The organism is Streptomyces sp. 3211.6 (genome assembly GCF_003634815.1).
Taxonomy (GTDB): Bacteria; Actinomycetota; Actinomycetes; order Streptomycetales; family Streptomycetaceae; genus Streptomyces; species Streptomyces katrae_A.
This window is the reverse complement of record NZ_RBXC01000001.1, coordinates 5,744,380-5,769,561: the sequence shown is the minus strand read 5'-3', so window position 1 is coordinate 5,769,561 and position 25,182 is coordinate 5,744,380. Positions and strand designations below refer to the sequence as shown.

Sequence of the window (25,182 nt, the reverse complement as noted above, 5' to 3'; positions counted from 1 at the left end):
GGCTAGGCGACCGCTTCGTCCAGGCGGGCCGCCTGCTTCTCCTTGAGCGGGCCGACCACCGCGAGCGAGGGCCGCTGTGCCAGTACATCCCGGGCGACTTCCCGGACGTCGTCCGGGGTCACCTCGGAGATGTGGGCCAGCATCTCGTCGACCGACATCTGGTCGCCCCAGCACAGCTCGCTCTTGCCGATGCGGTTCATGATCGCGCCGGTGTCCTCCAGGCCGAGGACGGTGGAGCCGGAGAGCTGGCCGACGGCGCGCCGGATCTCCTCGTCGGTGAGTCCCTCGGAGGCGACCTTGTCGAGCTCGTCGCGGCAGATCCGCAGGACGTCGTGGACCTGGCTGGGCCGGCAGCCGGCGTAGACCCCGAAGAGGCCCGTGTCGGCGAAGGCGGAGGTGTACGAGTACACGCTGTAGGCCAGGCCGCGCTTCTCGCGGACTTCCTGGAAGAGCCTGGAGGACATGCCTCCGCCGAGGGCGGTGTTCAGCACGCCGAGGGCCCAGCGGCGGTCGTCGGTGCGGGCCAGGCCGGGCATGCCGAGGACCACGTGGGCCTGCTCGGTCTTGCGGCCCACCAGGTCGACGCGGCCGGCGGTGCGGATGCGCTTGGTGCCGGTGCGCGGGCCGACGGGGCTCGCGTCGGTGTGGCCCAGGGCGCAGGCCTTCTCGAAGGCGGCGCGGACCTGGCGGACGACCTTGGCGTGGTCGACGTTGCCGGCGGCGGCGACGACCAGGCGGGTGGGATCGTAGTGCTTCTTCCAGAAGCGGCGGATCCGGTCGGCGCCGAGGGCGTTGATGGTGTCGACGGTGCCGAGGACGGGGCGGCCCAGGGGCGAGTCCCCGTACATGGTCTGGGCGAAGAGGTCGTGGACCATGTCGCCCGGGTCGTCCTCGGTCATCGCGATCTCTTCGAGGATGACCCCGCGCTCGGCGTCGACGTCCTCCTCGCGGATCAGCGAGCCGGTGAGCATGTCGCAGACCACGTCGATGGCCAGCGGCAGGTCGGTGTCGAGCACCCGGGCGTAGTAGCAGGTGTACTCCTTCGCCGTGAAAGCGTTCATCTCGCCGCCGACCGCGTCGATCGCGGAGGAGATGTCGAGGGCGGTGCGCTGGGCGGTGCCCTTGAAGAGGAGGTGCTCCAGGTAGTGGGTGGCGCCGTTGAGGGAGGGCGTCTCGTCGCGGGAGCCGACGTTGGCCCAGATGCCGAAGGTGGCGGAGCGCACGGACGGCAGCGTCTCGGTGACGACGCGCAGTCCGCCGGGGAGGACGGTGCGGCGGACGGTGCCGATGCCGTTCTCGCCCTTGAGGAGGGTTTGGGTACGGGCGACGGCCCGCCCCTCCGAAGAGGGGCGGGCCGTCACACGGGAACTACGCGACGTCACTTGTCGGAGTCGTCCTTGTCAGACTCGGCAGCGTCCTCGCCCTCGATCACGGGGACCAGGGAGAGCTTGCCGCGCTGGTCGATCTCGGCGATCTCGACCTGCACCTTGGTACCGACCGCGAGCACGTCCTCGACGTTCTCCACGCGCTTGCCACCGGCGAGCTTGCGGATCTGCGAGATGTGCAGCAGGCCGTCCTTGCCGGGCATGAGGGAGACGAAGGCACCGAAGGTGGTGGTCTTGACGACCGTACCCAGGTACCGCTCGCCGACCTCCGGCATGGTCGGGTTGGCGATCGCGTTGATCGTGGAGCGGGCGGCCTCGGCGGCCGGGCCGTCGGCGGCACCGATGTAGATGGTGCCGTCGTCCTCGATCGTGATCTCGGCGCCGGTGTCCTCCTGGATCTGGTTGATCATCTTGCCCTTGGGGCCGATGACCTCACCGATCTTGTCCACCGGGATCTTGACGGTGATGATCCGCGGGGCGTTCGGGGACATCTCGTCCGGGGTGTCGATCGCTTCCATCATCACGTCGAGGATGTGGAGGCGGGCGTCGCGGGCCTGGGTGAGGGCCGCGGCCAGGACGGAGGCCGGGATGCCGTCCAGCTTGGTGTCCAGCTGGAGGGCGGTGACGAACTCCTTGGTGCCGGCGACCTTGAAGTCCATGTCGCCGAAGGCGTCCTCCGCACCGAGGATGTCGGTGAGGGCGACGTAGTGGGTCTTGCCGTCGATCTCCTGGGAGATCAGGCCCATGGCGATACCGGCGACGGGGGCCTTGAGCGGCACACCGGCGTTCAGCAGCGACATGGTGGAGGCGCAGACCGAGCCCATGGACGTCGAACCGTTGGAGCCGAGGGCCTCGGACACCTGGCGGATCGCGTAGGGGAACTCCTCGCGGGTCGGCAGGACCGGCACGATCGCGCGCTCGGCGAGCGCGCCGTGGCCGATCTCGCGGCGCTTCGGGGAGCCGACGCGGCCGGTCTCGCCGACGGAGTACGGCGGGAAGTTGTAGTTGTGCATGTAGCGCTTGCGGGTCACCGGGGAGAGGGTGTCCAGCTGCTGCTCCATGCGGAGCATGTTGAGGGTGGTGACGCCCAGGATCTGGGTCTCGCCACGCTCGAACAGCGCCGAGCCGTGCACGCGCGGGATGGCCTCGACCTCGGCGGCCAGGGTGCGGATGTCGGTCAGGCCACGGCCGTCGATGCGGACCTTGTCCTTGATGACGCGCTCGCGCACCAGGGCCTTGGTCAGGCTGCGGTAGGCGGCGGAGATCTCCTTCTCGCGGCCCTCGAAGGCCGGGAGGAGCTTCTCGGCGGCGATGTCCTTGACGCGGTCCAGCTCGGCCTCGCGGTCCTGCTTGCCCGCGATGGTGAGCGCCTGGGCCAGCTCGCCGCGGACGGCCTGCTCCAGGGCGGCGTAGACGTCCTGCTCGTAGTCGAGGAAGACCGGGAACTCGCCCTCGGGCTTGGCGGCCTTGGCGGCCAGGTCGGCCTGGGCCTTGCACAGGACCTTGATGAAGGGCTTCGAGGCCTCGAGGCCGGCGGCCACGATCTCCTCGGTCGGCGCCTCGGCGCCGCCCTTGACCAGGGCGATGGTCCGCTCGGTGGCCTCGGCCTCGACCATCATGATCGCGACGTCGCCGTCCTCCAGGACGCGGCCCGCGACGACCATGTCGAAGACGGCGTCCTCGAGCTCGGTGTGCGTCGGGAAGGCCACCCACTGGCCCTTGATCAGCGCGACGCGGACGCCGCCGATCGGGCCGGAGAAGGGCAGGCCGGCCAGCTGCGTGGACGCGGACGCGGCGTTGATCGCGATGACGTCGTACAGGTGGTCGGGGTTGAGCGCCATGACGGTGGCGACGACCTGGATCTCGTTGCGCAGGCCCTTCTTGAAGGAGGGGCGCAGCGGGCGGTCGATCAGGCGGCAGGTGAGGATCGCGTCCTCGGAGGGGCGGCCCTCGCGGCGGAAGAAGGAGCCGGGGATCTTGCCGGCGGCGTACTGCCGCTCCTCGACGTCCACCGTGAGGGGGAAGAAGTCGAGCTGGTCCTTGGGCTTCTTCGACGCGGTGGTCGCGGAGAGCACCATCGTGTCGTCGTCCAGGTAGGCGACGGCGGAGCCGGCGGCCTGGCGGGCGAGGCGGCCCGTCTCGAAGCGGATGGTGCGGGTGCCGAAGGAACCGTTGTCGATGACGGCCTCGGCGTAGTGGGTCTCGTTCTCCACTAGCGTTTTCTCCATTTTCGTCGTCTTCCGTCCGCCACCCGTGTGGTGGAGGACGTCCGTCCCGGCCACCCGTGTGGTGGGGGACGGTTGCGGAGAAGCGCTCCTGGCGTGCGGGCCGGTCTTCGATCGAAGCACCCGGTTCCCTGCCCCGCCGTGGGGGCTTTCCGGATGCCACTACCGAGGACCGGCGGCGTAGGGAGGGCGCTCCTCCTCTTCAGTTGTGCGCTGTCTCCCAGCCTACAAAGCGTCGGGTAGGTCGCGCACGTACGGCAAAGGGAGCGGCCCCATCGGTGTGGGAACCGCTCCCTTCACGGTGTGCTTACTTGGCGCCGGCCGCACCGCGGCGGATGCCGAGGCGCTCGACCAGCGTACGGAAGCGCTGGATGTCCTTCTTGGCCAGGTACTGCAGCAGACGGCGGCGCTGGCCGACCAGGATCAGCAGACCACGACGGGAGTGGTGGTCGTGCTTGTGGGTCTTGAGGTGCTCGGTCAGGTCCGAGATGCGGCGGGAGAGCATCGCGACCTGGACCTCGGGAGAGCCGGTGTCGCCCTCCTTGGCACCGAATTCGGCGATGATCTGCTTCTTCGTAGCGGCGTCGAGCGGCACGCTTACTCCTCGTTTAGGTCTTCGTGGCCACCGAGTGCCCCAGGTCGAATTCTCTGGGGAGCTTCCGTGACTCGGGAGGCGGGGCTCGCTGAGCGCAGCCTCCAGAGGATTCCGGGGGCGCGTACACAAACGGCCGTCACACAGCGTACCAGGCTGCCGGATGGTGGACGTCTCAGCTGGTGAGGGAGCGGGCACGGCCGTACACGTCGAGTACGGCCAGGGCCAGCGGGACCAGGCTGAGCAGGACCGCGGCCTCGGTGAGGTCGAGCAGCCTTCCCCAGAAGGGTGACAGGCCCTTGCGGGGGATGACAAGCGCAATTCCGGCGAGGAGGGCCGCGCCGGCGGCGACGGCGGCGGAGAGCCAGATCGTACGGAGGTCCAGGCCGCCGCGGTCGTGGTAGCGGGTGAACTCCTCCATGAGGTTGCCCGGCGGGTGCAGGGCCAGGCCCAGGACGAGCAGGCCCGTGGCCGCGAGGCCGGCGACCAGGGCGCAGACCACCTGGGAGGTGTAGCGGAAGAGGCGGGCGCGCAGCAGCACGGCCAGCCCGGAGGCCAGGGCCAGGAGGCGGCCCCAGGTGTTGTCGGAGAAGCCGAGGACGGCGGCGGCGCCGACGGTGACGGCGGCGCACCCCGCGACCAGGCCGAGGAGCATCTCGTGACCGCGGCGGGCCTGGGCGGCCACGGCGTCGGCGTCGATCGGTTCGCCCTGGTCGCCGCGGCCGTCGCCGGGCTGGTCACCGTACGGGTCGGTGTCGTGGCGGTCCGCGGTCCCGTAGCCGGGGGCGGCGCTCTGCGGGGCGGCGTAGCCGATGGGCAGGCGGGCGAAGCGGGCGGAGAGGCCGGGCAGGAAGGCGACGAGGCCGATGGCGACCGGGGCGCAGACCGCGGCGGTGGCGGTCGCGGAGGCGCCGGTGGCGATGGCCGCGAAGGTGGCGAGGGTGCCGGTGGCGGCGAGGAAGGTGGCCGCGACGAAGGGGGCGTCGCCGTGCGGGGTGAGCGCGGTCAGGGCGACGGAGGCGACGAGGACGCAGCCGCAGCCGAGCAGGAACTGCAGGCGGCCGGGTCCCTGGCCGGGGCCGGCGGCGACGATGCCGGAGCCGGCGATCAGCAGGTGTGGCAGCGCACCGAGGCCGAGGGCGACGGCGGAGCCGCGGTCGCGGTAGACGCGGGCGCGCACCGCGGCGGCGGCGGTGAGCAGGGCGCCGGCGGAGCCGGCGATGATCCCGGGCAGGCCGTGCATGTCGTGGCGCAGGGGGTCGGCGTACCAGAGGACGAAGCCGAGGAGGACGAGCAGCACGGCGGCGCCGGCCAGGCCCGCCCCGCGGAGCATGTCGTCGCTCCAGCGGTGCCGGTCGCGGACGACGGCGGAGGCGACGGCGTCGGAGACGTCGTCGAACACGGCGGGCGGGAGGGACTCGGCGAAGGGGCGCAGGCTGAGCACCTCGCCGTCGAGGACCTGCTGGGCGGCGAGGGTGCGGGTCCCGTCGAGGACGACGCCGGAGCGGCGTACGAGGTGGAAGCCGGTGGGGGCGCCGACGGGCTGGGTCTGGCCGGTGAGCCGCAGCAGTTCCGGGTAGACGTCGGCGACGGCGATGTCCTCGGGGAGGGCGACGTCGATACGGCTGTCCGGGGCCACGACGGTGACCCTGCAGAATCCGGTGGCCTCGGCCGTACTCACCTGTGTGACCCCCCTGGTTGCCGCCACGGAGCGGCCGATTCGCGGATGCGCATGGGTGGATGCGCGTGGTGCGCGCGCCACCCTACCCGGAGGGCGTGCGGCCTCCGGCAAGTAGGATCACGGTTCGCGCCGGGGCGCGGGGTGCGGTAGTCCCCTTACGGGCCCCGGGAGTTGGGGCGGCGGTCACGGTGCCCCGTCCGCTTTCGAGGGATTGATGCTCCGGTGAGCCAGATCGTCGTCAAGCGCCCGCCCCGGTCGCTGCCACCCGAAGTCCCTTCGGAGGAGCTGCGGCTGGAGTCCCCGCCGGAGCTTCCGCGGGGGCAGCAGGAGGGTCTGCTGATGCAGTTCCTGCCGATGCTGGGCATGGGTTCCTCGGTCGTGTTCTTCTTCATGCCGGGTGCGGCGCCGTTCATGCGGGTCATGGGCGTGCTGATGCTGGTGTCCACGGTGGGCATGGTCATAGCCCAGCTGGTGCGCCACCGGCGCGGTACGCAGGGGCAAATGGCCGACGTGCGGCGGGACTACCTCAAGTACCTGGCGCAGACGCGCCGTCAGGTGCGCCGGACGGCGCGGGCGCAGCGTGACGCGCAGCTGTACCTGCACCCGGCACCCGAGCAGTTGTGGTCGGTGGTCGCCGAGGGGTCGCGGCTGTGGGAGCGGCGGGTCGGTGACGCGGACTTCGGGCAGGCCCGGCTGGGGCTGGGCGCGCAGGGGCTGGCGACGCCGCTGGTGGCTCCGGACACGGCGCCGGTGGACGAGCTGGAGCCGCTGACGGCGGGGGCGATGCAGCGCTTCCTGAAGGTGCACTCCTCGCTGGACGGGCTGCCGGTGGCGGTGTCGATGCGGGCGTTCTACCACGTGACGGTGTCCGGGGAGGCGGAGTCGGCGCGCGGGGCCGCGCGGGCGATGGTGGCGCAGCTGGCGACGCTGCACTCCCCCGAGGACCTGGTGGTCGGCGTGGTGGCCGCGCCGGTGGCGGTGGCGGAGTGGGACTGGGTGAAGTGGCTGCCGCACACGCAGGTGCCCGGGCAGGTGGACGGGGCCGGCACGAAGCGGCTGTTCAGCGATGACCTGGGGGAACTGGAGGGGCTGCTGGGGTCCCGGCTGGAGGGGCGGCCGCGGTTCAGCCGGGACGTGTCGCCGGTGCTGGACCAGCCGCACCTGGTGGTGGTCCTCGACGGCGGGATGGTGCCGCCGGATTCGGTGTTCGCGGCGGCCGAGGGGCTGCAGGGCGTGACCGTCGTCGAGGTGGTGGCGGGCGAGCTCGACGAGCCGCGCGGCGGGCTGTCGGTCGTGGTGCGGCCGGGCCGGCTGCGGCTGGAGTCGGGCGCGGGGGTCGCGTACGAGGGGGTGCCGGACACCCTGTCGCTGCCGGCGGCCGAGGCCCTGGCCCGGCAGCTGGCGCCGTTGCGCACGGGCGGCGGGGACGACGACGAGCCGTTGCTGGCGAACCTGGACTTCACCGATCTGCTGAACCTGGGCGACGCGGCCTCGGTGGACGTGTCCCGGACCTGGCGGCCTCGGTCGGCCGGCGAGCGGCTGCGGGTGCCGATCGGGGTGGGCGAGGACGGCGCGCCGGTGATGCTGGACCTGAAGGAGGCCGCGCAGGAGGGCATGGGCCCGCACGGGCTGTGCGTGGGCGCGACGGGTTCGGGCAAGTCGGAGCTGCTGCGCACGCTGGTGCTGGGGCTGGCGGTGACCCACACCTCGGAGACGCTGAACTTCGTCCTCGCGGACTTCAAGGGCGGTGCCACCTTCACCGGCATGGGGCAGATGCCGCACGTCGCGGCGGTGATCACCAACCTGGCGGACGACCTGACGCTGGTCGACCGGATGGGCGACTCGATCCGCGGCGAGCTCCAGCGGCGGCAGGAGCTGCTGCGCGCGGCGGGCAACTACGCGAACATCCACGACTACGAGAAGGCGCGTGCGGCGGGTGCCGCGCTGGAGCCGCTGGCCTCGCTGGTGCTGGTGATCGACGAGTTCAGCGAGCTGCTGACGGCGAAGCCCGACTTCATCGACATGTTCATCCAGATCGGCCGGATCGGCCGTTCGCTGGGCGTGCACCTGCTGCTGGCCTCGCAGCGGCTGGAGGAGGGCAAGCTGCGCGGCCTGGACACGTACCTGTCGTACCGGATCGGGCTGCGGACCTTCTCGGCGGCGGAGTCTCGGACGGCCATCGGCGTCCCGGACGCGTACCACCTGCCGTCGGTGCCCGGTTCGGGCTATCTGAAGTTCGGCACGGACGAGATGACGCGATTCAAGGCGGCGTACGTGTCGGGCGTCTACCGTTCGGGCGGGCGGGAGCTGTCGGTGGGGCCGTTCCCGGTGGAGCGGCGGCCGGTGCTGTTCACGGCGGCTCCGGTGCCGGTGGTGTACGCGGCCCCGGACCCGGCGCACCTGGCGGCGCGGCCGGAGCGGGAGGACGACGCGCTCGCGGACACGGTCCTCGACGTGATCGTGGCCCGGCTGGAGGGACAGGGGGTGCCGGCGCACCAGGTGTGGCTGCCGCCGCTGGACCGGGCGCCCTCGCTGGACCAGCTGCTGCCGGCGCTGGTGCCGTCGGCGGAGCGCGGGCTGCACGCGGAGGGCTATACGCGGCCGGGCGGGCTGGTGGTGCCGCTCGGGCTGATCGACAAGCCCTTCGAGCAGCGGCGCGAGGTGCTCTACCGGGACTTCTCGGGGGCGGCGGGCCACATGCTGGTGGTCGGCGGCCCGCAGTCGGGCAAGTCGACGCTGATGCGGACGCTGATCTCGGCGTTCGCGCTCACGCACACCCCGCGCGAGGTGCAGTTCTACGGGCTGGACTTCGGCGGTGGCGGCATGTCGGCGGTGGCGGAGCTGCCGCACGTGGGCGGGATCGCCTCGCGGCTGGATCCGGAGCGGGTGCGGCGCACGGTCGCGGAGGTGGCGGGGATCCTGAACCGGCGGGAGGAGTTCTTCCGGGCGAACGGGATCGACTCCATGGCCACCTACCGGCGCAAGCGGGCGGCGGGCGAGCTGCCGGGCGAGGCCTGGGGCGACGTGTTCCTGATCGTCGACGGCTGGGGCGGGTTCCGCGGCGAGTACGAGGGCCTGGAGCAGGTGGTCACCGACATCGCCTCGCGGGGTCTGGGCTACGGGGTCCACGTGGTGGTGACGGCGGCCCGGTACATGGAGGTGCGGGCCGCGCTGAAGGACCAGATGCTGGGGCGCCTCGAACTGCGGCTGGGTGACGTCATGGACTCCGAGTTCGACCGCAGGGTGGCGGCGAACGTGCCGACGGGGATGCCGGGGCGCGGACAGGTGCCGGAGAAGCTGCACTTCCTGGGCGCACTGCCGCGCATCGACGGCTCGCCCGAGGCGGAGAGCCTCTCGGAGGGCACGGCGGAGTTCGTGGCGGCGGTGCGGGCGGGCTGGCCGGGTCCGTCGGCACCGGGAGTGCGGCTGCTGCCGCGGCTGCTGCACGCCGACCAGCTGCCCAAGGGCGGGGAGTTCCCCGAGCGCGGCATCGCGATCGGCATCGACGAGACGGCGCTGGAGCCCGTGTTCGTCGACTTCGAGTCGGACCCCTTCTTCCTGGTGTTCGGCGAGAGCGAGTCCGGCAAGACGAACCTGCTGCGGCTGATCGCCCGGCAGATCGCCGAACGGTACCCGCCGGAGCAGGCGAAGCTGGTGGTCGGCGACTACCGGCGCGGGCTGCTGGGGGCGCTGCCGGAGGAGCACCTGCTGGAGTACGCCCCGATGGCGAATTCCCTGCAGACGCACATGCAGGCGCTGGCCGGGGTGTTCTCGCGCCGCCAGCCGCCGGCCGACGTCACCCCGCAGCAGCTGCGGGACCGCAGCTGGTGGACCGGCCCGAACGTGTTCATCGTGATCGACGACTACGACCTGGTCGCCACGAGCCAGGGCAATCCGCTGGCACCGCTGGTGGAGTTCCTGCCCTTCGCCCGGGACACCGGGGTCCGGTTCATCATCGCGCGGAGCTCGGCGGGGGCCTCGCGGGCCATGTACGAGCCGTTCATGCAGCGGATCAAGGAGCTGGGGGCGCAGGGCGTGGTGCTGTCGGGCGATCCGTCCGAGGGCGACCTGCTCGGCCCGGTCCGCCCGCGCCCGATGCCTCCGGGGCGTGGCTACTACGTCTCGCGCCGGCGGGGCACCTCGCTGGTGCAGCTGGGGCGGATGCCGGGGCTGTAGGGGCGGTGGGCCGGGGGGCCAGGGCTGTGGGGGCGTGGGCCGGGCGGTGCGGGGGTGGCGGCCGGGGTTTCGTTTTCCGGCGGAAACGGCCCCGGAGGGCGGGCCCTCACCGATAATCGGCTGCGAAGACCGAGCAGCACCGCACGACCGACGGGAAGGGCCGCATCATGGGCACCCAGCAGGAGAAGGACGAGCTGTACGCGCTCGACATCAGTGACGTCGAGTGGCAGGGGCCGCCCGGGACCAGCCCGGACGAGGAGCGGGTGGAGATCGCCAAGCTGCCCGAGGGCGCGGTGGCGATGCGGTCGTCCCTGGACCGTGAGACGGTGCTGCGCTACACGGCGGCCGAGTGGGAGGCGTTCGTGCTCGGGGCCCGGGACGGGGAGTTCGACCTCACCTGAGGGGTGTGGGAGCCGTACGAAGAGGGGGCGCGCCCGGTGCGGGCGCGCCCCCTCTTCGTACGTCATGTGTACGGAGCTCGGGCGCTCAGGCGCTCAGGCGCTCAGGCGCTCAGAAGGCCTCGGTGAACAGGCGGGAGGCCTTCACGTCGGTCGCGCGGTAGGCGCCCTTGCCGTGCTCGATGAGCCGGGCCGCTTCCTCGAGCTTCTTCTGCATGTGGTCGGCGCGGGCGTGGTACTTCTTCTGCAGGGCCACGTACTCGCGGTGCGCCTCACCGTCCCAGGTGTCGGTGACGACCTTCACGGCCGCCTCCATCTCCTCCAGGTCCTTGATGATGTTCCGGGAGACGACGCGGATGCGGTCCGCCATCTGCTGGACGCTTTCGTACCGTACCCGGGTGTGGCCGTCGTTGTTGCCGGACATGCTCTTCTCCTTCGGCTGGCGTGCGGGGGCTGCGCGGATCCCGTCGGGGAGCCGGCTCAGAGGTCGTCGAGGCCCGACTTCCCGAGCTTGGCGAATTCCGCGCGCACTTCCTCGTCCTGGGCGTTGGTGAGGTTCTTGGTCTGCGAGACGGCGTTGTGCAGCACGCCCAGCAGGCGGCGGATCGCGTCGTGGTCCTCGTTCAGCTGCGACTGGGCCGTGGTGAACCCGTCGGCACCGACACCCGTCCACCCCGCCGCGGCGGTGGCCAGGATGTCGGCCAGCTCGCGCGACTGGCTGGACACGGCGTCGGCCGTCTCGGAGATCTTGTTGGCCGCCTTGACGACCGGATCGTCGGCAAGTCCGAAATTGTCAGTCATCCGAAGCTCCTCACTTCTCAATTCCCCGCATGAACCGGGGGATCACGGGACGGAGCGGCCCGTCCGGGCGCGGATTCGAGCCGCGCGCACCGGAGTTCCCCCTCCGCCTCACGCCCCTCCCCCGATCACAGTCGTGAAGCCTGCGGCCACTCTAGCCAGTTCGACCGGCACGCCCAACACTGCGGCGGGCCTCGCGCACGACGGCGGCGGTCACGGCGATGACCGCGATGAGCAGCCCGGTGACGCCGAGGGCGTACGTGCCGATCCGTTCGTCGCGCTCCTGCGCGGTCTCGGTGAGCGGCAGGGGCACCGCCTGCGGGGCCGCCGCCGGGGGCGGGCCCGGGTCCGGGACCGGGGCCCGGGGGGCCTCGCGGTCCTGGGTGAGCGCGCGGACGGGGTCCACGACGCCCCAGCCCACGTAGTCGTCGCGGCCCTTGACGGACCGCTCGGCGGTGTTCTGGATCTGCCAGACCACCTGCTGCGCGGTCCAGTCCGGGTGCTTGGCGAGCAGGAGGGCGGCGACGCCGGCGACGTAGGGGGCGGAGAAGCTGGTGCCGTTGTCGATGCACTGCCCGAAGCCGGGGACGGTGGAGACCATGTCGACGCCGGGGGCGGCGATGCCGATGAAGTCGCCGGGCTGGGAGAACGCCGCGCGCTCGTTGTTGCGGTCGGAGGAGGCGACCGCGAGGACTCCTGGGAAGGCGGCCGGGTAGGTCCTGCGCTTCTCGCCGCTCAGCCCGTCGTTGCCGGCGGAGGCGATGACCACGGCCTTGGCGTCCAGGGCCCGCTGGACCGCCTTGGCGAGGTCGGAGTCGGCGGTCAGGGGGGCGTCGGTGTCCTGGGAGATGTTGATCACCTGGGCGCCCTTGGCGACGGCGTGGTCGATGGCCTGGGCGAGGGTGGCCGCGTTGCCGTTGCCCTGGCCGTCGTTCTGCCGGATGGGGATGACGGTGGCCTCGGGGGCCAGGCCGACGAAGCCGGTGCCCTGCTGGGGGCGGGCCGCGATCAGTCCGGCGACCTTGGTGCCGTGGCCGACGGTGTCGTTGGTGCCGTCACCGCCCTTGGGGTCGAGGAAATCGCGGCCCGCGCTGGTGTCGAGGGCGCCGGCCAGCTGGGGGTTGGCGCGGTCGACGCCGGTGTCGATGACCGCGACGCGGACGCCCTTGCCCCTGGTCTGCGCCCACAGGGCGTCGAAGGTGAGGCGCTGGAGGGCCCAGGGGCGGTCGGCGATCTGCTTCTTCATGGGGAAGGTGCACTCGCCTGCGCCGGCGGGGCCCAGGGCGTATGCGGCGGGGGGCGCCGATACGAGGGCGAGGGTGAGCGCGGCCAGGGGCAGGGCGGCGGCGCGGGAGGGCTGGGGCACGGCCGGTGTCCTCACTCAGGAACCCTGGGGCTGGCGGGCGGAGTTGGTGTCCAGGCGGGGGCCCTTGGAGAGGAACTCCGACCAGGCGATGGGCACCAGCGCGGGGACGACGCCGCCGTAGCCGAGCCGGACCTGCGCCTGGCTGGGTTCGGGCCGGCCGTCACCGGCCGCGCCCGGGGCCTGCGGGTCGGGGGCGCCGATCTTCGACTGCTCGGCGTCACTGTCGCCGTTGGCCTGTACGGCGTAGCGCAGGCCGGTGTCGGTGACCAGGAACAGGGCGCCGCCCGCGTTGGCCTGGCGGCCCTGGACCTGGGTGTAGAGGAGGCCGGTGCCGGGGGTGACGTACGAGCTGGTGCCGCTGGCGGTGATGTCGACGGGGAAGCCGGTACCGGCCCAGGTGCTCAGCGTCTGGTTGCCCTGGGAGTCGACGGAGCGCAGGACGTTGCAGACGGTGTCGCGCTGTTCGCCGGCCGGGGCGGAGCCGGGCGCGGCCGCGACCCGGTTGACCTGGGCGGCGCGCTTGCGGGGCCAGCGGACCTCGTCCTTGAAGGCGCCGGCGTCGGGGTTCAGGGCCTGGAGGTCGACCTCGTGGGCCTTGCCGTGCATGTCGAGGCCGTCGGTCGCGGGTGCGGAGATCAGCAGCCAGGCGACGAACTCCGAGACCGGGGCGACCCGGTCGGGCAGCACGACGTAGTGCTGGGTCCCGGAGCCGGTCTGGGCGGTCAGCACCATCCCGACCCGGTTGTCGGCGCTGCCCAGCCCCTGGACGGAGGCGGGGGCGCCGGCGGTGCCGGGCAGCTGGGGGAAGCCCAGCTCGTCACCGGAGTTGAGGGTGGCCAGCCACTCCTCGGTGACCGGCTGGGGGGTCGCTCCGGTGCCGACGAGCGCCGTGGTCAGGGTGGCGGAGTCGGGCCGGCCCTCGGGGAACTTGTACTTCGTGCCCGCCGAGTCGACCAGGTAGCGCTCCTTGGCGCCGCCGGTGCTCTGCACGTACAGCACCTGGGTGTCGGTGGTGCGGTGCGCGTCGTCCAGCAGGCCCGCCTCACGGTCGGCGAGGACGAAGGCGGCCGTCTGCACGCCGCGGTTGTTGCCGCCGGGCTGCTGGCAGACGGCCCAGCGCTTGGCCTTCGCCGCGTCCGCCTTCGCGGGGAGCCGGTCGGGGGCGTAGGGGATGCCGATGATGGGGCCGCGCGGGGGCTTGCCGGCGTCCAGCAGCTTGTCGTCGACCTGGACGACCTTGGACTTCTGCGGGTCGAGGAGGAGCCGCGCCGAGGCCAGGTTCAGGACGGGGTGGAGCCGGGTCTGGTCCTTGCCGTTGATCTTGGTGGTGAGGACCACGTACCGGGTCGTCGACTGCTTGCCGACGATGACCATGGCTCCGGGCTCGTCCCAGCCCTTGGGCGCCTGGGGTTTGAACATGCCCCAGGCGCCGAAGCCGGCGACCAGGAGGGCGCCGACGACCACGCCGGGCAGGACGGTGCGCAGCGGCCGGGGCGCGCCCTCCTCGGTTCCGGTGGCGGAGGGCTGGAGGAAGGCGGCCACCGTGCGCCGCTTCGCAAAGGTGTACGCGTTGAGCTCGTCGCGCCGTGACGCCATGACCGCCTGTTCCTCCCCGCACGGCCCGGTCGGTGGGGCCGCTCCCGGGCCCCTGGTTGTCGGACCGGGGACCTACTATGCCTCTTGACGGAGGATCGGCTGGTGTTGGGGTGGAGGCGGACGGGAGGTTCCGCCGTCGCGCGGCCGAGGCCGTACGGTGACCGGAGTTCTTTGTTCTGCCCATGAGTTGGGGAGGTGCGCCAGTGGGGGCCACCGCGACGGTGCCACAGGCGGCCGAGGCCGCGACGACCGGGCGCGGCGGGGTCACACCGCATCCGAGGCCGAGCCCCGGCCGGTTCGGGCCGTTCCGACTGCAACAGCTCGTGCTCCTGCAGCTCGCCGCCGCCGCGCTGCTCGTGGCCTGGGTGGTGGAGCCGCTGCTGCTGGTGCCCGCCGGAGCGGTCGCGCTGGCCCTGGTGCTGCTCGCCCTCGTACGGCGCCACCAGCGCTCCCTGCCGGAGTGGATCGGCGGCGTGCTCGCGCTGCGGGCCCGGCGGCGCAGGGCCGCGGCCGCCACCGTGCCCGCGGGCACGGAGCCGGGGCTGGCACCGCTGGTCGAGGCCGATCCGGCGCTGCGGACGTCGGCGTTCGGCGGCCGGGACCGGCGGCCGGTCGGGCTGGTCGGCGACGGGACGTTCCTGACGGCGGTGGTGCAGGTCGACATGGACGCCACCGCGCTGCGGCCTGAGCGCACGGCGCGTCCGCTGCCGCTGTCCGCGGTGCGGGACGTCCTGGAGGTCGACGGGATCCGGCTGGAGTCGGCGCAGCTGGTGCAGCACACCCAGCCGGCGCCCGCCCCGCACCTGCCGGCGCAGTCGATGGCCGCGCGCAACTACGCCCCGCTCCAGGCGCGGACGGGGACCCCGGCGGTGCGTCTGACGTGGATCGCCCTCAAGCTCGACCCGGAGCTGTGCCCCGAGGCGGTGGCCGCCCGCGGCGGAGGGCTCGTGGGGGCGCAGCGGTGTGTGGTGCGGGCGGCGGACCAGCTGGTGAGCCGGCTGACCGGGGCGGGGTTCCGGGCCACGGTGCTGACGGAGCAGGAGCTGACGGGCGCCCTGGCGACCTCGTCGTGCGCGAACCCGATGGCGATCACCCAGGCGGGGCGGTCGGCGAGCACCGGCCGGCGTACGGAGGAGACCCCGCGCACCTGGCGCTGCGACGACCGGCGGCACACCACCTACTGGATAGCCCGCTGGCCGCAGCTGGGGGGCGGTGCCGGGGCGGCGCTGCCGCAACTGGCGGCGCTGCTGACGTCGCTGCCCGCGCTGGCGACGAACTTCAGCCTGACGATGGCCCCGGCCGGGCGGCAGGGCGTGGCGCTGACGGGACACGTACGGGTGACGGGGCGCAGCGACGAGGAACTCGTCGCGGCCCGGCGGGAGCTCGAGCGGACGGCCCGGGGGGTGCGGACCGGTCTGGTCCGGCTGGACCGGGAGCAGGTACCTGGGCTGCTGGCTTCGCTGCCGTTGGGTGGGGCTCGGTGAGGGGGGTGGGGGTGGTTGTGGGTGTGGTTGTGGGGGTGGTTGTGGGTTCGGGTTCGGGTGTGGGGTCGGGTTCGGGTGTGGGGTCGGGTTCGGGTGCTCGTGCGGGTGTAGACGGTGTGGTTTGGGGTGGGGTGCAGTGAGGGGCGGGTTCGGGCTGGTGGGGCCGCGGCGGGAGCGGCACGTGGTGCCCGCGGCGGATCTGGATGTGCTGGCGGTGCCCGTCGGGGACGACGGGGTCGTCATCGGCGTGGACGCCGAGGGGCGGTCGGCGGTGCTGGGCGTGAACCGGCCCACCCCGTACGAAGTCACGCTGATCGGCGGCCTGTGGACGGCCCAGGTGCTGGCGTTGCGCACCGCCGCCACCGGGGCCCGGGTCGCGGTGGAAACGGGGCGCGCGCAGGTGTGGAACGAGCTGGCCCGGGCGGCCGGTGGCGGCCAGCAGTGCGTGACCCTGCACGAGGTTGGCCGCGTACCGCCGCAGGGTGCGTCTGCGGGCAGTCCGGTGCTGGTGGTCCGGGACTGCGGGATGCGGCCGCCGCGGGGGCGGGTGGTGGCGGGGCCGTGGCAGTCGGTGCTGACCCTGCTGCCGTACCTGAGCCCGACGGCGCCCCGGCTGCTGCGGAACTCCGCGCTGGTCGGGGTCCAGCGGGTGTCCCCGGACGAGGCGGAGCAGGTGGGCGCGCTGATGCGGCTGCCGAGGGCGGCGGTGGACTCGCTGCCGACGCTGGGGGACGGGGTGACGCTGTGGTGCACGCCCCGGGACCGGAAGTTCGTCATGACGCAGGCGACGGAAACGGAGACGGGGCTGTTGGGGGCGGCGCGGCGGATCGACTGAGGCGGGGGGCGTGGACTGGGCGGACGGTTCGCCAGCGGGGCGGTCTCAGGGAGGGGTTGGGGGTTTCCCGTCCGTCTCATCGTCCTTCCGCGGCGGGCCGCCCCGTCAAGGGCGCTCCCTTCGGTCGCGTCGCTTCGCGATCGCCTGCGGCGACCCTTGACAGGGCAGCCCGCCGCGAAAAGCCGAAGACTGCCGGGAAACCCCCAAAAGGACGGCACGGTCCTACCTTGACCATCCGGCTCCCTCAGCGAGCAGGCGGGGTGGTCGGGGGCCGACAGACCGGGCGTCCGGGCCGACGTCAGTCCTTTGCGGGGCCGCCCTCCGCATCGGATCGCTACGCGCTTCTCTCGTTCGGCGTCCGCCGGCCGTCCTGGGTGGCGGCCCCGTGCGCCCCGGCAACCAACTGCCGGGAGTGGTCGTCTGGGGAAGGGCGGGGATGTGATGCCCGGCTGCCGGATGTGTGGGGGTGGTGTGGATGCTGTCGCATCACGTCGGCGGGAGGGTGGCCGCCCGGCGGGCGGTGACGGTTGCCCAGGGCCCGGGGGGCCTGTAGGCAGGTGGTGTGGGGGCGCGACCTCCGGGGCTTTCGAGCACGGAGCGCGATTAGGCTGAGTGCGGGCGCGGCGTCTTATGTGGGCGCCTGACCGGTGTTCAACAGACCAGGAGGATCAGTGAGCGGCGATCGGAACGAGAGGCGCGGCGGGACGTGGGATGTCCCGACGGACGATCAGTCCGACGCGGAGCCCGATGTGACGGGCGAGTTCACCATCGACTACACCCCGCCGGCCTGGTACACGCAGAGCCCGCCGCCCGCGCCCGCTGCGGGGGTGCCGGGGCTGCCCGAGGGCAGCGGCTTCGAGCCCCACCGGCCGGCGGACGTGGTCTCGCCTCCGACGATGCGGATCGCTCCGCCGGGGCCGCGCGGCGACGCCGGTTCGCCGGGCGCGCCGTTGCCGGGGGCCGAGCCGGGCGCGGCCGCGCCTTCGGCGGCCTTCCCTGGGGGTGCAGGTGACGCGGCCGGCGCCGCGGCGTCCGGTGCGTTGCCGAGGCCTCCTGGTGCCGGGTCCGTTGCCTCCTCTGCGGCGGCGTTCCCTGGGGGTGCTGGCGCCGGGTCGGTTGACGCGGCGCCGGGTGCGATCCCGGCGGGTGCGGGTGCCGGGGCGGCTGGCGCGGCGCCGGGTGCGATCCCGGCCGGTGCCGGTGCCGGGGTGGCTGGTGCGGCGTCGGGTGCGATCCCGGCCGGTGCCGGTGCCGGGGCGGTGGACGCGGCACCGGGTGCGTTCCCCGGGGGTGCCGAGGTGGCTGGTACGGGGTCGGGTGCGATCCCGGCCGGTGCCCGTGCCGGTGCGGTTGACGCGGCGCCGGGTGCGTCCCCCGGCGGTGCCGGGTCGGCTGGTGCGGCGTCGGGTGCGATCCCGGCGGGTGCCGGTGGTGCGGGCGGGGATGCTCAGCCTGAGGCTGCTGCGCCGTTCGCCGTGCCGACTGTGCCGCCGCTGTCCGTGTCGGCCGATCCCGTGTTCCCGGCTGCCGCCGATGCGGCTGCGGCTGGCGGACCGTTCTCGGCCGCTCAGGAGGCTGGCGCGGCCGCCCCGGCCGACGCCGCTCCCGGGTTGCCCGTGGCTCCCGCCCCGGCCTTCCCGGGTGGGCAGGAGCCTGCGGCCGGGCAGGCTGCCCTCGGCGAGAGCGCCCCTGGCCTCCCGGCCGGGGCGGCGGATTCGGTCCCGGCCTTCCCGGGTGCCCGGCCGCCTGCGGCTCCGGTGGCGGTAGCGCCGCCCGCGGACGCGGTGCCGGTGGCTCCGGGCGCAGATGCGCACGCTGTGGTCTCGGGTGGGCAGCCGCCTGCGGCTCCTGTCGTACCGGCACCGGCCGCCGATGCGCCGGGGATCCCGGGTGACCCGAGGGGTGCGGCGGAGCCCGTCGATGCTGTGCAGCAGTCCGGACCCGTGGATGCCGTCCCGGGGTTCCCTCCGGCCGTGCCCGCCGACGCTGCGGCCCCGGCCGTGGCGGGGGGTGCGCCGGGGGCGTTCGGCGGTTCCGGCGGGGAGCCGGCCGGCGATGCCGTTCCGGGTGGTGGGCTGCCCGGTCAGGGGGGTGTGGACGGGGGGCGGACTGCCACTCCGGCGGACGGGGTGGCCGTTCCGGGAGGCGCGGCGCTGCCGCCGCTGCCGCCCGCCTTCGCCTCCGGTGCGCCCCAGGGGTACGGGTTCCCGCCGCCCGCTGCGCAGCAGCCGCCGCAGCCGTACGGGGCGCCGCAGGACGCCGCGCCGCAGGGTGCCGCGCCGCAGGGGTACGGGTTCCCGCCGCCCGCCGCGCAGCAGCCGTACGGGGTGCCGCAGGATGCCGCCCCTCAGGACGCCGCGCCCCAGGGGTACGGGTTCCCGCAGCAGCCGCAGGGGGCTCAGGCGCCGCAGGGGTACGGGTTCCCGCCGCCCGCCGCGCAGCAGCCGCCGCAGCCGCAGCCGTACGGGGTGCCGCCGCAGCAGGCGCAGCCTCCGCAGGGGCCGTACCAGCAGCAGCCGCATGGTCAGGGGCCCGGTGCGCCGCTGGGGTACACCGCTGCCGTCGAGCTGTCCTCCGACCGGCTGATCCGTGCCAAGCAGAAGCCCCGGCCGGCCCGCTCCGGGTTCCGGTTCGGCGGCAAGGCCGCCGAGGCCGACCGCCAGCGCAAGCTGGAGCTGATCCGGACGCCGGTGATGTCCTGCTACCGGATCGCCGTGATCAGCCTCAAGGGCGGTGTCGGCAAGACCACGACGACCACCGCCCTCGGCGCCACGCTGGCCACCGAGCGGCAGGACAAGATCCTGGCCATCGACGCGAACCCCGACGCCGGCACCCTCGGCCGCCGCGTCCGCCGCGAGACCGGTGCGACGATCCGGGACCTGGTGCAGGCGATCCCGTACCTGCACTCGTACATGGACATCCGGCGGTTCACCTCGCAGGCGCCCTCCGGGCTGGAGATCATCGCCAACGACGTGGACCCGGCGGTCTCGACGACCTTCAACGACGAGGACTACCGCCGCGTCATAGAGACGCTCGGCCGCCAGTACCCGATCATCCTCACCGACTCGGGCACCGGGCTCCTCTACTCCGCCATGCGGGGGGTCCTGGACCTGGCCGATCAGCTGATCATCATCTCCACGCCGTCCGTGGACGGCGCGAGCAGTGCGAGCACCACGCTCGACTGGCTCTCCGCCCACGGTTACGCGGATCTCGTCTCGCGCTCGATCACCGTCATCTCCGGGGTCCGCGAGACCGCCAAGATGATCAAGGTCGAGGACATCGTGCAGCACTTCGAGACCCGCTGCCGGGGTGTCGTCGTGGTGCCCTTCGACGAGCACCTGGCGGCCGGCGCCGAGGTGGACCTCGATCTGATGCGGCCCAAGACCCGGGAGGCGTACTTCAACCTCTCCGCCCTGGTCGCGGAGGACTTCGTGCGGGCCCAGCAGCAGAACGCGCAGGCGCAGTGGGGCGCCCCGCAGCAGCCCCAGCAGTACGCCCCGGCCCAGCAGCCGCAGCCTCATGCGCAGCCGCCCCAGCAGCCCCAGCAGCCCCAGGGGCCGTACCAGCAGCCGTACGGGCAGCAGCCCTACCCGCAGGCCGGCCAGCCCTGGCCGCAGGCCCCGGCCCCGCAGCAGCCCGGGCAGCCCCCGCGCGATCCGCGGCTCGGCTGAGCGAACGCCGGAGGGCCCCTACCGTCCCGGGACGGTAGGGGCCCTCCGGTATGACAGGGGCTGACGGGCTAGCGGCGTGCCGTGTCGAAGGCGTCCGTCAGGGCGCGCGCCCGCTTCACGTCGTCCGCGATGGCCTCCAGCAGCCCGTCGAGCGACTCGAACTTCGCCATCCCGCGCACGTACGCGAGGAAGTCCACCGACACCTGCTTGCCGTACAGGTCGAGCCCGACGCGGTCGATCGCGTACGCCTCCACGGTCCGCTCGGTCGCGTCGAACTGCACGTTCGTGCCGACCGAGATCGCCGCCGGCATCCGCTCGCCGTCCGCCGTCAGCCACCCCGCGTAGACCCCGTCGGCCGGGATCGCGGTGTGCGGCGCCGTCTCCACGTTGGCCGTGGGGTAGCCGAGTTCGCGCCCGCGCTGCGCACCGCGCACCACGACGCCCTCGACCCGGTGGGGGCGGCCCAGGATCTCGGCGGCGCCCTCCATGTCCCCCTCGGCGACGAGCCGGCGGGCCAGGGTGGAGGAGAACGGCACACCGCCGCCCGCCTCGCCGCGTTCGACCAGGTCCACGACCTCGACCTCGTAGTCGTAGGTGGAGCCCAGCTCGCGCAGGAAGTCGACGTTCCCGGCGGCCCGGTGGCCGAAGCGGAAGTTCGGGCCCTCGATGACGGCGCGCGCGTGCAGCTTGTCGACCAGGACCTTGACGATGAAGTCGGCCGGGGACAGCTGGGAGAACTCCGCCGTGAAGGGCAGGATCAGCAGCGCGTCGACGCCGAGGCCGGCCATCAGTTCGGCGCGGCGGTCGTACGGGGCCAGGATCGGCGGGTGGCTGCCGGGGCGGACCACCTCGCTCGGGTGCGGGCTGAAGGTCACGACGACCGAGGGCACGCCCAGGGCGCGGGCCTTCGCCACGGCCCGTCCGATGATCAGCTGGTGTCCGCGGTGCACACCGTCGTAGGAGCCGATGGTGACGACGCTGCGTCCCCAGTCCTGGGGGATGTCCTCCAAGCCACGCCAGCGCTGCACTGTGACCGCTCCTCGCCCGAATCCTTGTAGTCCCTGTACCGGATTGCCGATTGCAGGTCTAAGACTGCCATGCCGGTGGCCGGGTCCCCGCATCGGAGTCCGGGAGCGCCGCCGCCCGGGCCGGCTCAGGTGACGTCCGGCGCGGACCGGCTGAGGGTCTCCACGGTACGGCGGGCGCCCGGCCCGAGCAGTGCCGCGGCCTCCGCCCCGGACTCGGCGAGCCAGCGGGCCACCAGCGCCCCGAAGACCGGGTCGGCCCGGACCAGCTCCACGATGCGCTGCTCGAACACCTCGGGTCCGCCCGGGGTCCGCAGCAGCTGCCGGCCGGTGCGGCGGAGCAGTTCGCGGGTCCGCTCCTCGGGCCGGGCGCTGGTCGCGGCGGCGAGGGCCGTCAGGAAGGCGCCGAGCACCTGCGGATCGGGCTCCTCGCGCAGCAGGGTCTCGGCCAGCTCGGCCCGCAGCGCGGAGCCGGGCTCCCCGCCGGGCGGGGCGAGTACGCCGGCCAGCGCGGCCCGTACGGGCGGCGGGGCGGTCCGCAGCAGGCCCAGGACCAGCGGGCGCAGCACGGGTGCGGCGGCCGGGCCCTGCTCCAGGCGCCGGTCGACGAAGGCGGCGGCGTGCGGGGCGTCCTCGGGGTGCCGCGCGAGGTGCTCCCGTACGAGGTCACCGGCGCGGCGGGCCAGCAGGGGGGTGGTCAGCGCGGCCAGGGCGCGCAGTACCTCCCCGTCGGCGCGGGCCCGCAGGGCGTCGAACACCGCGTCCGGGTCGGGCAGTACGGGCAGGGCCGCGACCAGGGCGGAGGCGGGCAGCCGGGAGCCGCGGCCGGGGTCGCGGAAGCAGTCGAGGGCGTCGGTGAGGTGGCGGGCGCGGGCCTGCGGGTCGCGCAGCAGCATCCCGAGGGCGCTGCCGTGCAGGGGGAGGTCGCCGGGGCGACCGAGGAGCGCCTCGGCGGCGTAGCGCAGCAGCTCCCGGTCGGCGGGGGTGCGGACGTGCGGGGCGGTGGCCAGCCCGTACGCGGCGGCGGCCACCCGCCGGCCGGGGCGCTCGTCGTGGGCCCAGCGGTCGACGGCGCGGGACAGGGCGGAGGGTTCGTCCTCGGCGAGGACGGCGAGGAGTTCGTCGGCGCGGGGGTGGGCGGCGTCGACGAGGGCTTCGGTGAGGTCGTCGAGGGCGAGGCCGCGGTGGGTGTGCAGGAGCGCCTGGGCGGCGGTGGCCACGGTGGCTCCGGGGCGGCCGCGCAGTCGGCGTTCGTCGGTGAACCAGGCGCAGAGGAGGGACAGGACGAGTTGCGGGGCGCGGGCGAGGCGGCGTCCGGCGGCCTCGAGGTAGCGGTGGTCGGAGGGCAGCAGGCGGCGCAGGAGGTCGAGCCGGTCGGACTCGGGCAGCCGGAGCCGGTTCCAGAACCAGCCGCCGAAGTCCTGCGCGCCGGTCCGGGTCACGTGCTCGGCGAGGGCGTGCAGGACGGGCAGGTGGGCGGTGGCGTCAGGGGCGCTGAGCAGGGCCCCGCGCAGGAGCCGGGCGGCCCACCAGACGCGGTCGGGGTGCACCTCCCCCGGCGGGGCCTCGGCGAAGGCGTTCAGGGCGTCGACCAGCCGGGCCTGCTCCTCGGCCTTCCCGGCGCCGGGAAGCCGGCGGAGGGCTTCGAGGACGGGCCCGATCCGGTGCCGGGGCACGGGCGGGCCGGGTACGGCGGGGCCGGAGTGGACGAGGGAGTCGAGGGCGCCGGGGACGTCGAGGTGGCAGGCCTGGAGCCAGTCGGAGAGCTCCTCGTGGGCGAAGCGGTAGCCGGGGCCGGCGGGGACGAGGAGGCCCTCGGTGAGGACGGCTGAGGCCCAGCCGGTGCGCCAGGGGAACAGTTCCTCGAAGGCGGCCCGGTCGAGCTGTCCCTGCCCGGGCCCCAGACACCGCCGCGCGGCCTCGTGCACCCGCCCGGCCACGCGCGCGGCGAGCCGCCGCACCCCGGGGCCGTACACCCCGCCGGGCGGCTGCCCGCCCCCGGCGGTCCCCGGGCCGCCGGACGGGTCCGCACCGGGGCGGGGGCCGGTGGGCCGGCCGGCGCCGGGGCGGGAGGGTGCGGAGGGGTGTCCGCCCGGCCACGTGGGCGAAGAGCCGTCCGTCCCCGAGGACGAGCCCGCGGACCGGTCCCCGCCCGGCCACGAGCCCGCGGACCAGTCCGCTCCGGACCACGAGCCCGCGGACCAGTCCGCTGCGGACCACGAGCCCGTGGGCCGGTCCCCGTCCGGTCCGGGGGCCTCCGCCCACGCCCCCGACGCCGCCTGCCCGGCCAGGCCGGCGCCGCCGCCGTCCGGGCCGGGGCCCGGCGGGCGGGTGTCGCTGGAGCGCGCGGCGGTCGTGATGCGCAGGGCCACCCGCAGGCACAGGAGGTCCAGGTGGGCGGCGAAGACCTCGTCACGGGTCGGGCGGCCCTCCGTGACCCCGGCGGCGCGGATTCCCGCGAGCAGGCCGAGGGTCAGGGGGTGGCGGGCGTCCGCCTCCCGTACCGCGCCGGCCGGGACGCCCAGGCGGGCCCGGGCCGCGTCCGCCTCCGCCGGGGTGAAGTCCCCGACGGGCAGCGCGGGCGGCAGCCGCGGGGCGGAGCGTTGCGGGGTGTGCAGCAGCTCCGGCGGGTAGAGGGCGCCGGCCCGCTCCCAGTGCTCGGGCCGGGCGGCGACCACCAGCCGGGCGCCGGTGCCGCACAGCCAGGCGGCGGTGGACACCGTCCACGGCGCGAGCCGGTGGGCCAGGGCGGGCGGCATCTCCTCGGGGGCGTCCAGCACGACCAGCAGCGCCCGCCCGGCCGCCCCCGCCAGCCGGGCCACGCGCTCCGCCGTCCCCTCGGCGGCCGGCTCCCGCGCCGCCGCTGCCGGGGCGCCGCCCGCGGTGACGATGCGGACGGCCTCAGCGAGCGCCCGGGTCACGGCGTCGGCCAGGGAGGTGTCGTCGGCCCGTAGGTCGGCGCCGCGCAGCCAGAGGGTGGGGGCGGGGCGGGGGCCGCGGGCCCGGTCGGCGGCCAGGGCGGCGAGGGCGGTGGTGCGGCCGGTGCCGGGGTCGCCGACGAGCCCGAGGACGAGGTCCTGCCCGGCGGTGAAGGCGGCCAGCCCGGCGGCGATGGCGGGCCGTGCCACGGGTTCCGGCCCGGTGCGGGCCGCCGGGGGGAACGCCGAGCCGACGGTGGTCGCGGTCAGCTCCAGCGCCCCCGCCAGGTTGAGCTCGGCCCCGTACCCGGGGACGGTGGCGCCGTTGCGCTCCAGCAGGGCCGCGAGGGGGCCTCCGGGGGTGATGGCGGCGGCCGCGCGCAGGGGGACGGCGAAGTTGCCGGAGCGCCGCTCCGCGGTGAGAGCGGTGCCCAGTACCGCGAGCACCGCTCCGGTCTCCGCGTCGAGGACCGGCCCCCCGCAGGCCTCGCCACCCAGCAGGAGTGCGTCCCGGCCGTCCGTGCCGATCGCCAGCTCCACGGTGGCGGGCAGCACCATCCGGCGCCCGCCCGCGGTGTGGCCGACGTCCGCGCCCGCCCCGAGCACCCGGGCCTGGCGCCAGCCCCGCGCGGGGACGCGTACGTACGTTCCGGAGGGGATGGTCCCGCGCACGGCCACCGGCACCGGCCGCGCCCCGAGTCCGTCGCTCGGGACCAGCGCCAGCCCGAGCTCGGGCAGGAGGGTCACTTCCGCGGCGTCGGTCCGCCAGGTCCGCTCGCCGGGCGCGTGCAGCACGACCCGTTCCAGACCCTCGACGGCCTCGTGGGCGGTCAGCACCGTCCCGCGGTCGTCGGCGACGAAGCCACTGCCGCGGGTCCGTCCGGCCGGGTCCCGGATCGTGACGAGTTCCACCGGCTCCGCGGGCGCGGGGTGCTCCAGGCCCCCGGGGTGCTCCACGCCTCCCGGGTACTCCGCGCGCTCCTCGCCTCCCGCGTACCCCGCGGCTCCCCAGGGGGCCGCCCCGGCGCTCCC

General features: G+C 74.4%; 15 protein-coding genes. 5 read left to right on the top strand and 10 right to left on the bottom strand.

Going from position 1 to position 25,182, the window contains the following annotated elements; genetic code table 11:
- Positions 1 to 2: 2 nt before the first annotated feature.
- The 4 genes from BX286_RS26760 to eccD all read right to left on the bottom strand — a co-directional run bounded on the left by BX286_RS26760 (position 3) and on the right by eccD (position 5,883).
- Complete coding sequence (locus BX286_RS26760; protein WP_121016493.1) at positions 3 to 1,382, bottom strand: pitrilysin family protein; 1,380 nt, start codon at positions 1,380 to 1,382, stop codon at positions 3 to 5.
- Entirely contained in the window at positions 1,379 to 3,598 is a 2,220-nt protein-coding gene (locus BX286_RS26755) for a polyribonucleotide nucleotidyltransferase (RefSeq protein WP_079430067.1), read from the bottom strand. Before BX286_RS26755 ends, BX286_RS26760 begins: the two co-directional genes overlap by 4 nt.
- A 319-nt stretch (positions 3,599 to 3,917) precedes the next feature.
- Positions 3,918 to 4,205, bottom strand: coding sequence for a 30S ribosomal protein S15 (gene rpsO, locus BX286_RS26750; RefSeq protein ID WP_007266917.1), 288 nt, complete (start codon positions 4,203 to 4,205; stop codon positions 3,918 to 3,920).
- Between the two features lie 172 nt (positions 4,206 to 4,377).
- Positions 4,378 to 5,883 (bottom strand): type VII secretion integral membrane protein EccD, encoded by a 1,506-nt coding sequence (eccD, locus tag BX286_RS26745; protein WP_121016491.1) that lies wholly within the window; start codon positions 5,881 to 5,883, stop codon positions 4,378 to 4,380.
- Between the two features lie 222 nt (positions 5,884 to 6,105).
- Here eccD and eccCa point away from each other — a divergent pair, with 222 nt between their 5' ends.
- Complete coding sequence (eccCa, locus tag BX286_RS26740; RefSeq protein WP_121016489.1) at positions 6,106 to 10,059, top strand: type VII secretion protein EccCa; 3,954 nt, start codon at positions 6,106 to 6,108, stop codon at positions 10,057 to 10,059.
- Positions 10,060 to 10,226: 167 nt separating this feature from the next.
- A complete protein-coding gene (locus tag BX286_RS26735; protein WP_079430064.1) occupies positions 10,227 to 10,460 on the top strand; it encodes a DUF397 domain-containing protein in 234 nt (77 codons plus the stop codon).
- A gap of 109 nt (positions 10,461 to 10,569) precedes the next feature.
- Here the strand turns inward: BX286_RS26735 and BX286_RS26730 are convergent, their stop codons facing one another.
- The 4 genes from BX286_RS26730 to eccB form a co-directional block, all read right to left on the bottom strand.
- Entirely contained in the window at positions 10,570 to 10,881 is a 312-nt protein-coding gene (locus BX286_RS26730) for a WXG100 family type VII secretion target (protein WP_079430063.1), read from the bottom strand.
- Positions 10,882 to 10,937: 56 nt separating this feature from the next.
- A complete protein-coding gene (locus BX286_RS26725; RefSeq protein ID WP_079430062.1) occupies positions 10,938 to 11,258 on the bottom strand; it encodes a WXG100 family type VII secretion target in 321 nt (106 codons plus the stop codon).
- A gap of 151 nt (positions 11,259 to 11,409) precedes the next feature.
- A complete protein-coding gene (mycP, locus tag BX286_RS26720) occupies positions 11,410 to 12,621 on the bottom strand; it encodes a type VII secretion-associated serine protease mycosin (RefSeq protein ID WP_079430061.1) in 1,212 nt (403 codons plus the stop codon).
- A gap of 15 nt (positions 12,622 to 12,636) precedes the next feature.
- The gene (eccB, locus tag BX286_RS26715; RefSeq protein ID WP_121016487.1) at positions 12,637 to 14,217 is read right to left on the bottom strand and encodes a type VII secretion protein EccB; all 1,581 of its coding nucleotides are present in this window, start codon (positions 14,215 to 14,217) and stop codon (positions 12,637 to 12,639) included.
- Positions 14,218 to 14,399: 182 nt separating this feature from the next.
- Here eccB and eccE point away from each other — a divergent pair, with 182 nt between their 5' ends.
- The 3 genes from eccE to BX286_RS38075 all read left to right on the top strand — a co-directional run bounded on the left by eccE (position 14,400) and on the right by BX286_RS38075 (position 20,207).
- Positions 14,400 to 15,701 carry a type VII secretion protein EccE gene (gene eccE / locus BX286_RS26710; RefSeq protein ID WP_398898810.1) on the top strand — a complete coding sequence of 434 codons (1,302 nt, stop codon included), beginning with the start codon at positions 14,400 to 14,402 and terminating at the stop codon, positions 15,699 to 15,701.
- A gap of 136 nt (positions 15,702 to 15,837) precedes the next feature.
- Positions 15,838 to 16,536, top strand: coding sequence for a hypothetical protein (locus tag BX286_RS26705; protein WP_107438317.1), 699 nt, complete (start codon positions 15,838 to 15,840; stop codon positions 16,534 to 16,536).
- Positions 16,537 to 17,207: 671 nt separating this feature from the next.
- A complete protein-coding gene (locus BX286_RS38075; RefSeq protein ID WP_398898809.1) occupies positions 17,208 to 20,207 on the top strand; it encodes an SCO5717 family growth-regulating ATPase in 3,000 nt (999 codons plus the stop codon).
- 68 nt (positions 20,208 to 20,275) lie between these two features.
- Here BX286_RS38075 and BX286_RS26690 read toward each other — a convergent pair whose 3' ends face one another.
- Complete coding sequence (locus tag BX286_RS26690; RefSeq protein ID WP_079430057.1) at positions 20,276 to 21,235, bottom strand: bifunctional riboflavin kinase/FAD synthetase; 960 nt, start codon at positions 21,233 to 21,235, stop codon at positions 20,276 to 20,278.
- A 125-nt stretch (positions 21,236 to 21,360) separates the two neighbouring features.
- Complete coding sequence (locus BX286_RS36745; RefSeq protein ID WP_187344196.1) at positions 21,361 to 25,107, bottom strand: serine protease; 3,747 nt, start codon at positions 25,105 to 25,107, stop codon at positions 21,361 to 21,363.
- Positions 25,108 to 25,182 lie beyond the last annotated feature (75 nt).

Excerpts from the sequence above, each read along its gene's own strand:
- eccE (WP_398898810.1), top strand. The coding sequence starts at position 14,400 with ATGAGTTGGGGAGGTGCGCCAGTGGGGGCCACCGCGACGGTGCCACAG.
- eccB (WP_121016487.1), bottom strand. The coding sequence starts at position 14,217 with ATGGCGTCACGGCGCGACGAGCTCAACGCGTACACCTTTGCGAAGCGG.
- BX286_RS26735 (WP_079430064.1), top strand. The coding sequence starts at position 10,227 with ATGGGCACCCAGCAGGAGAAGGACGAGCTGTACGCGCTCGACATCAGT.
- BX286_RS26730 (WP_079430063.1), bottom strand. The coding sequence starts at position 10,881 with ATGTCCGGCAACAACGACGGCCACACCCGGGTACGGTACGAAAGCGTC.
- BX286_RS26725 (WP_079430062.1), bottom strand. The coding sequence starts at position 11,258 with ATGACTGACAATTTCGGACTTGCCGACGATCCGGTCGTCAAGGCGGCC.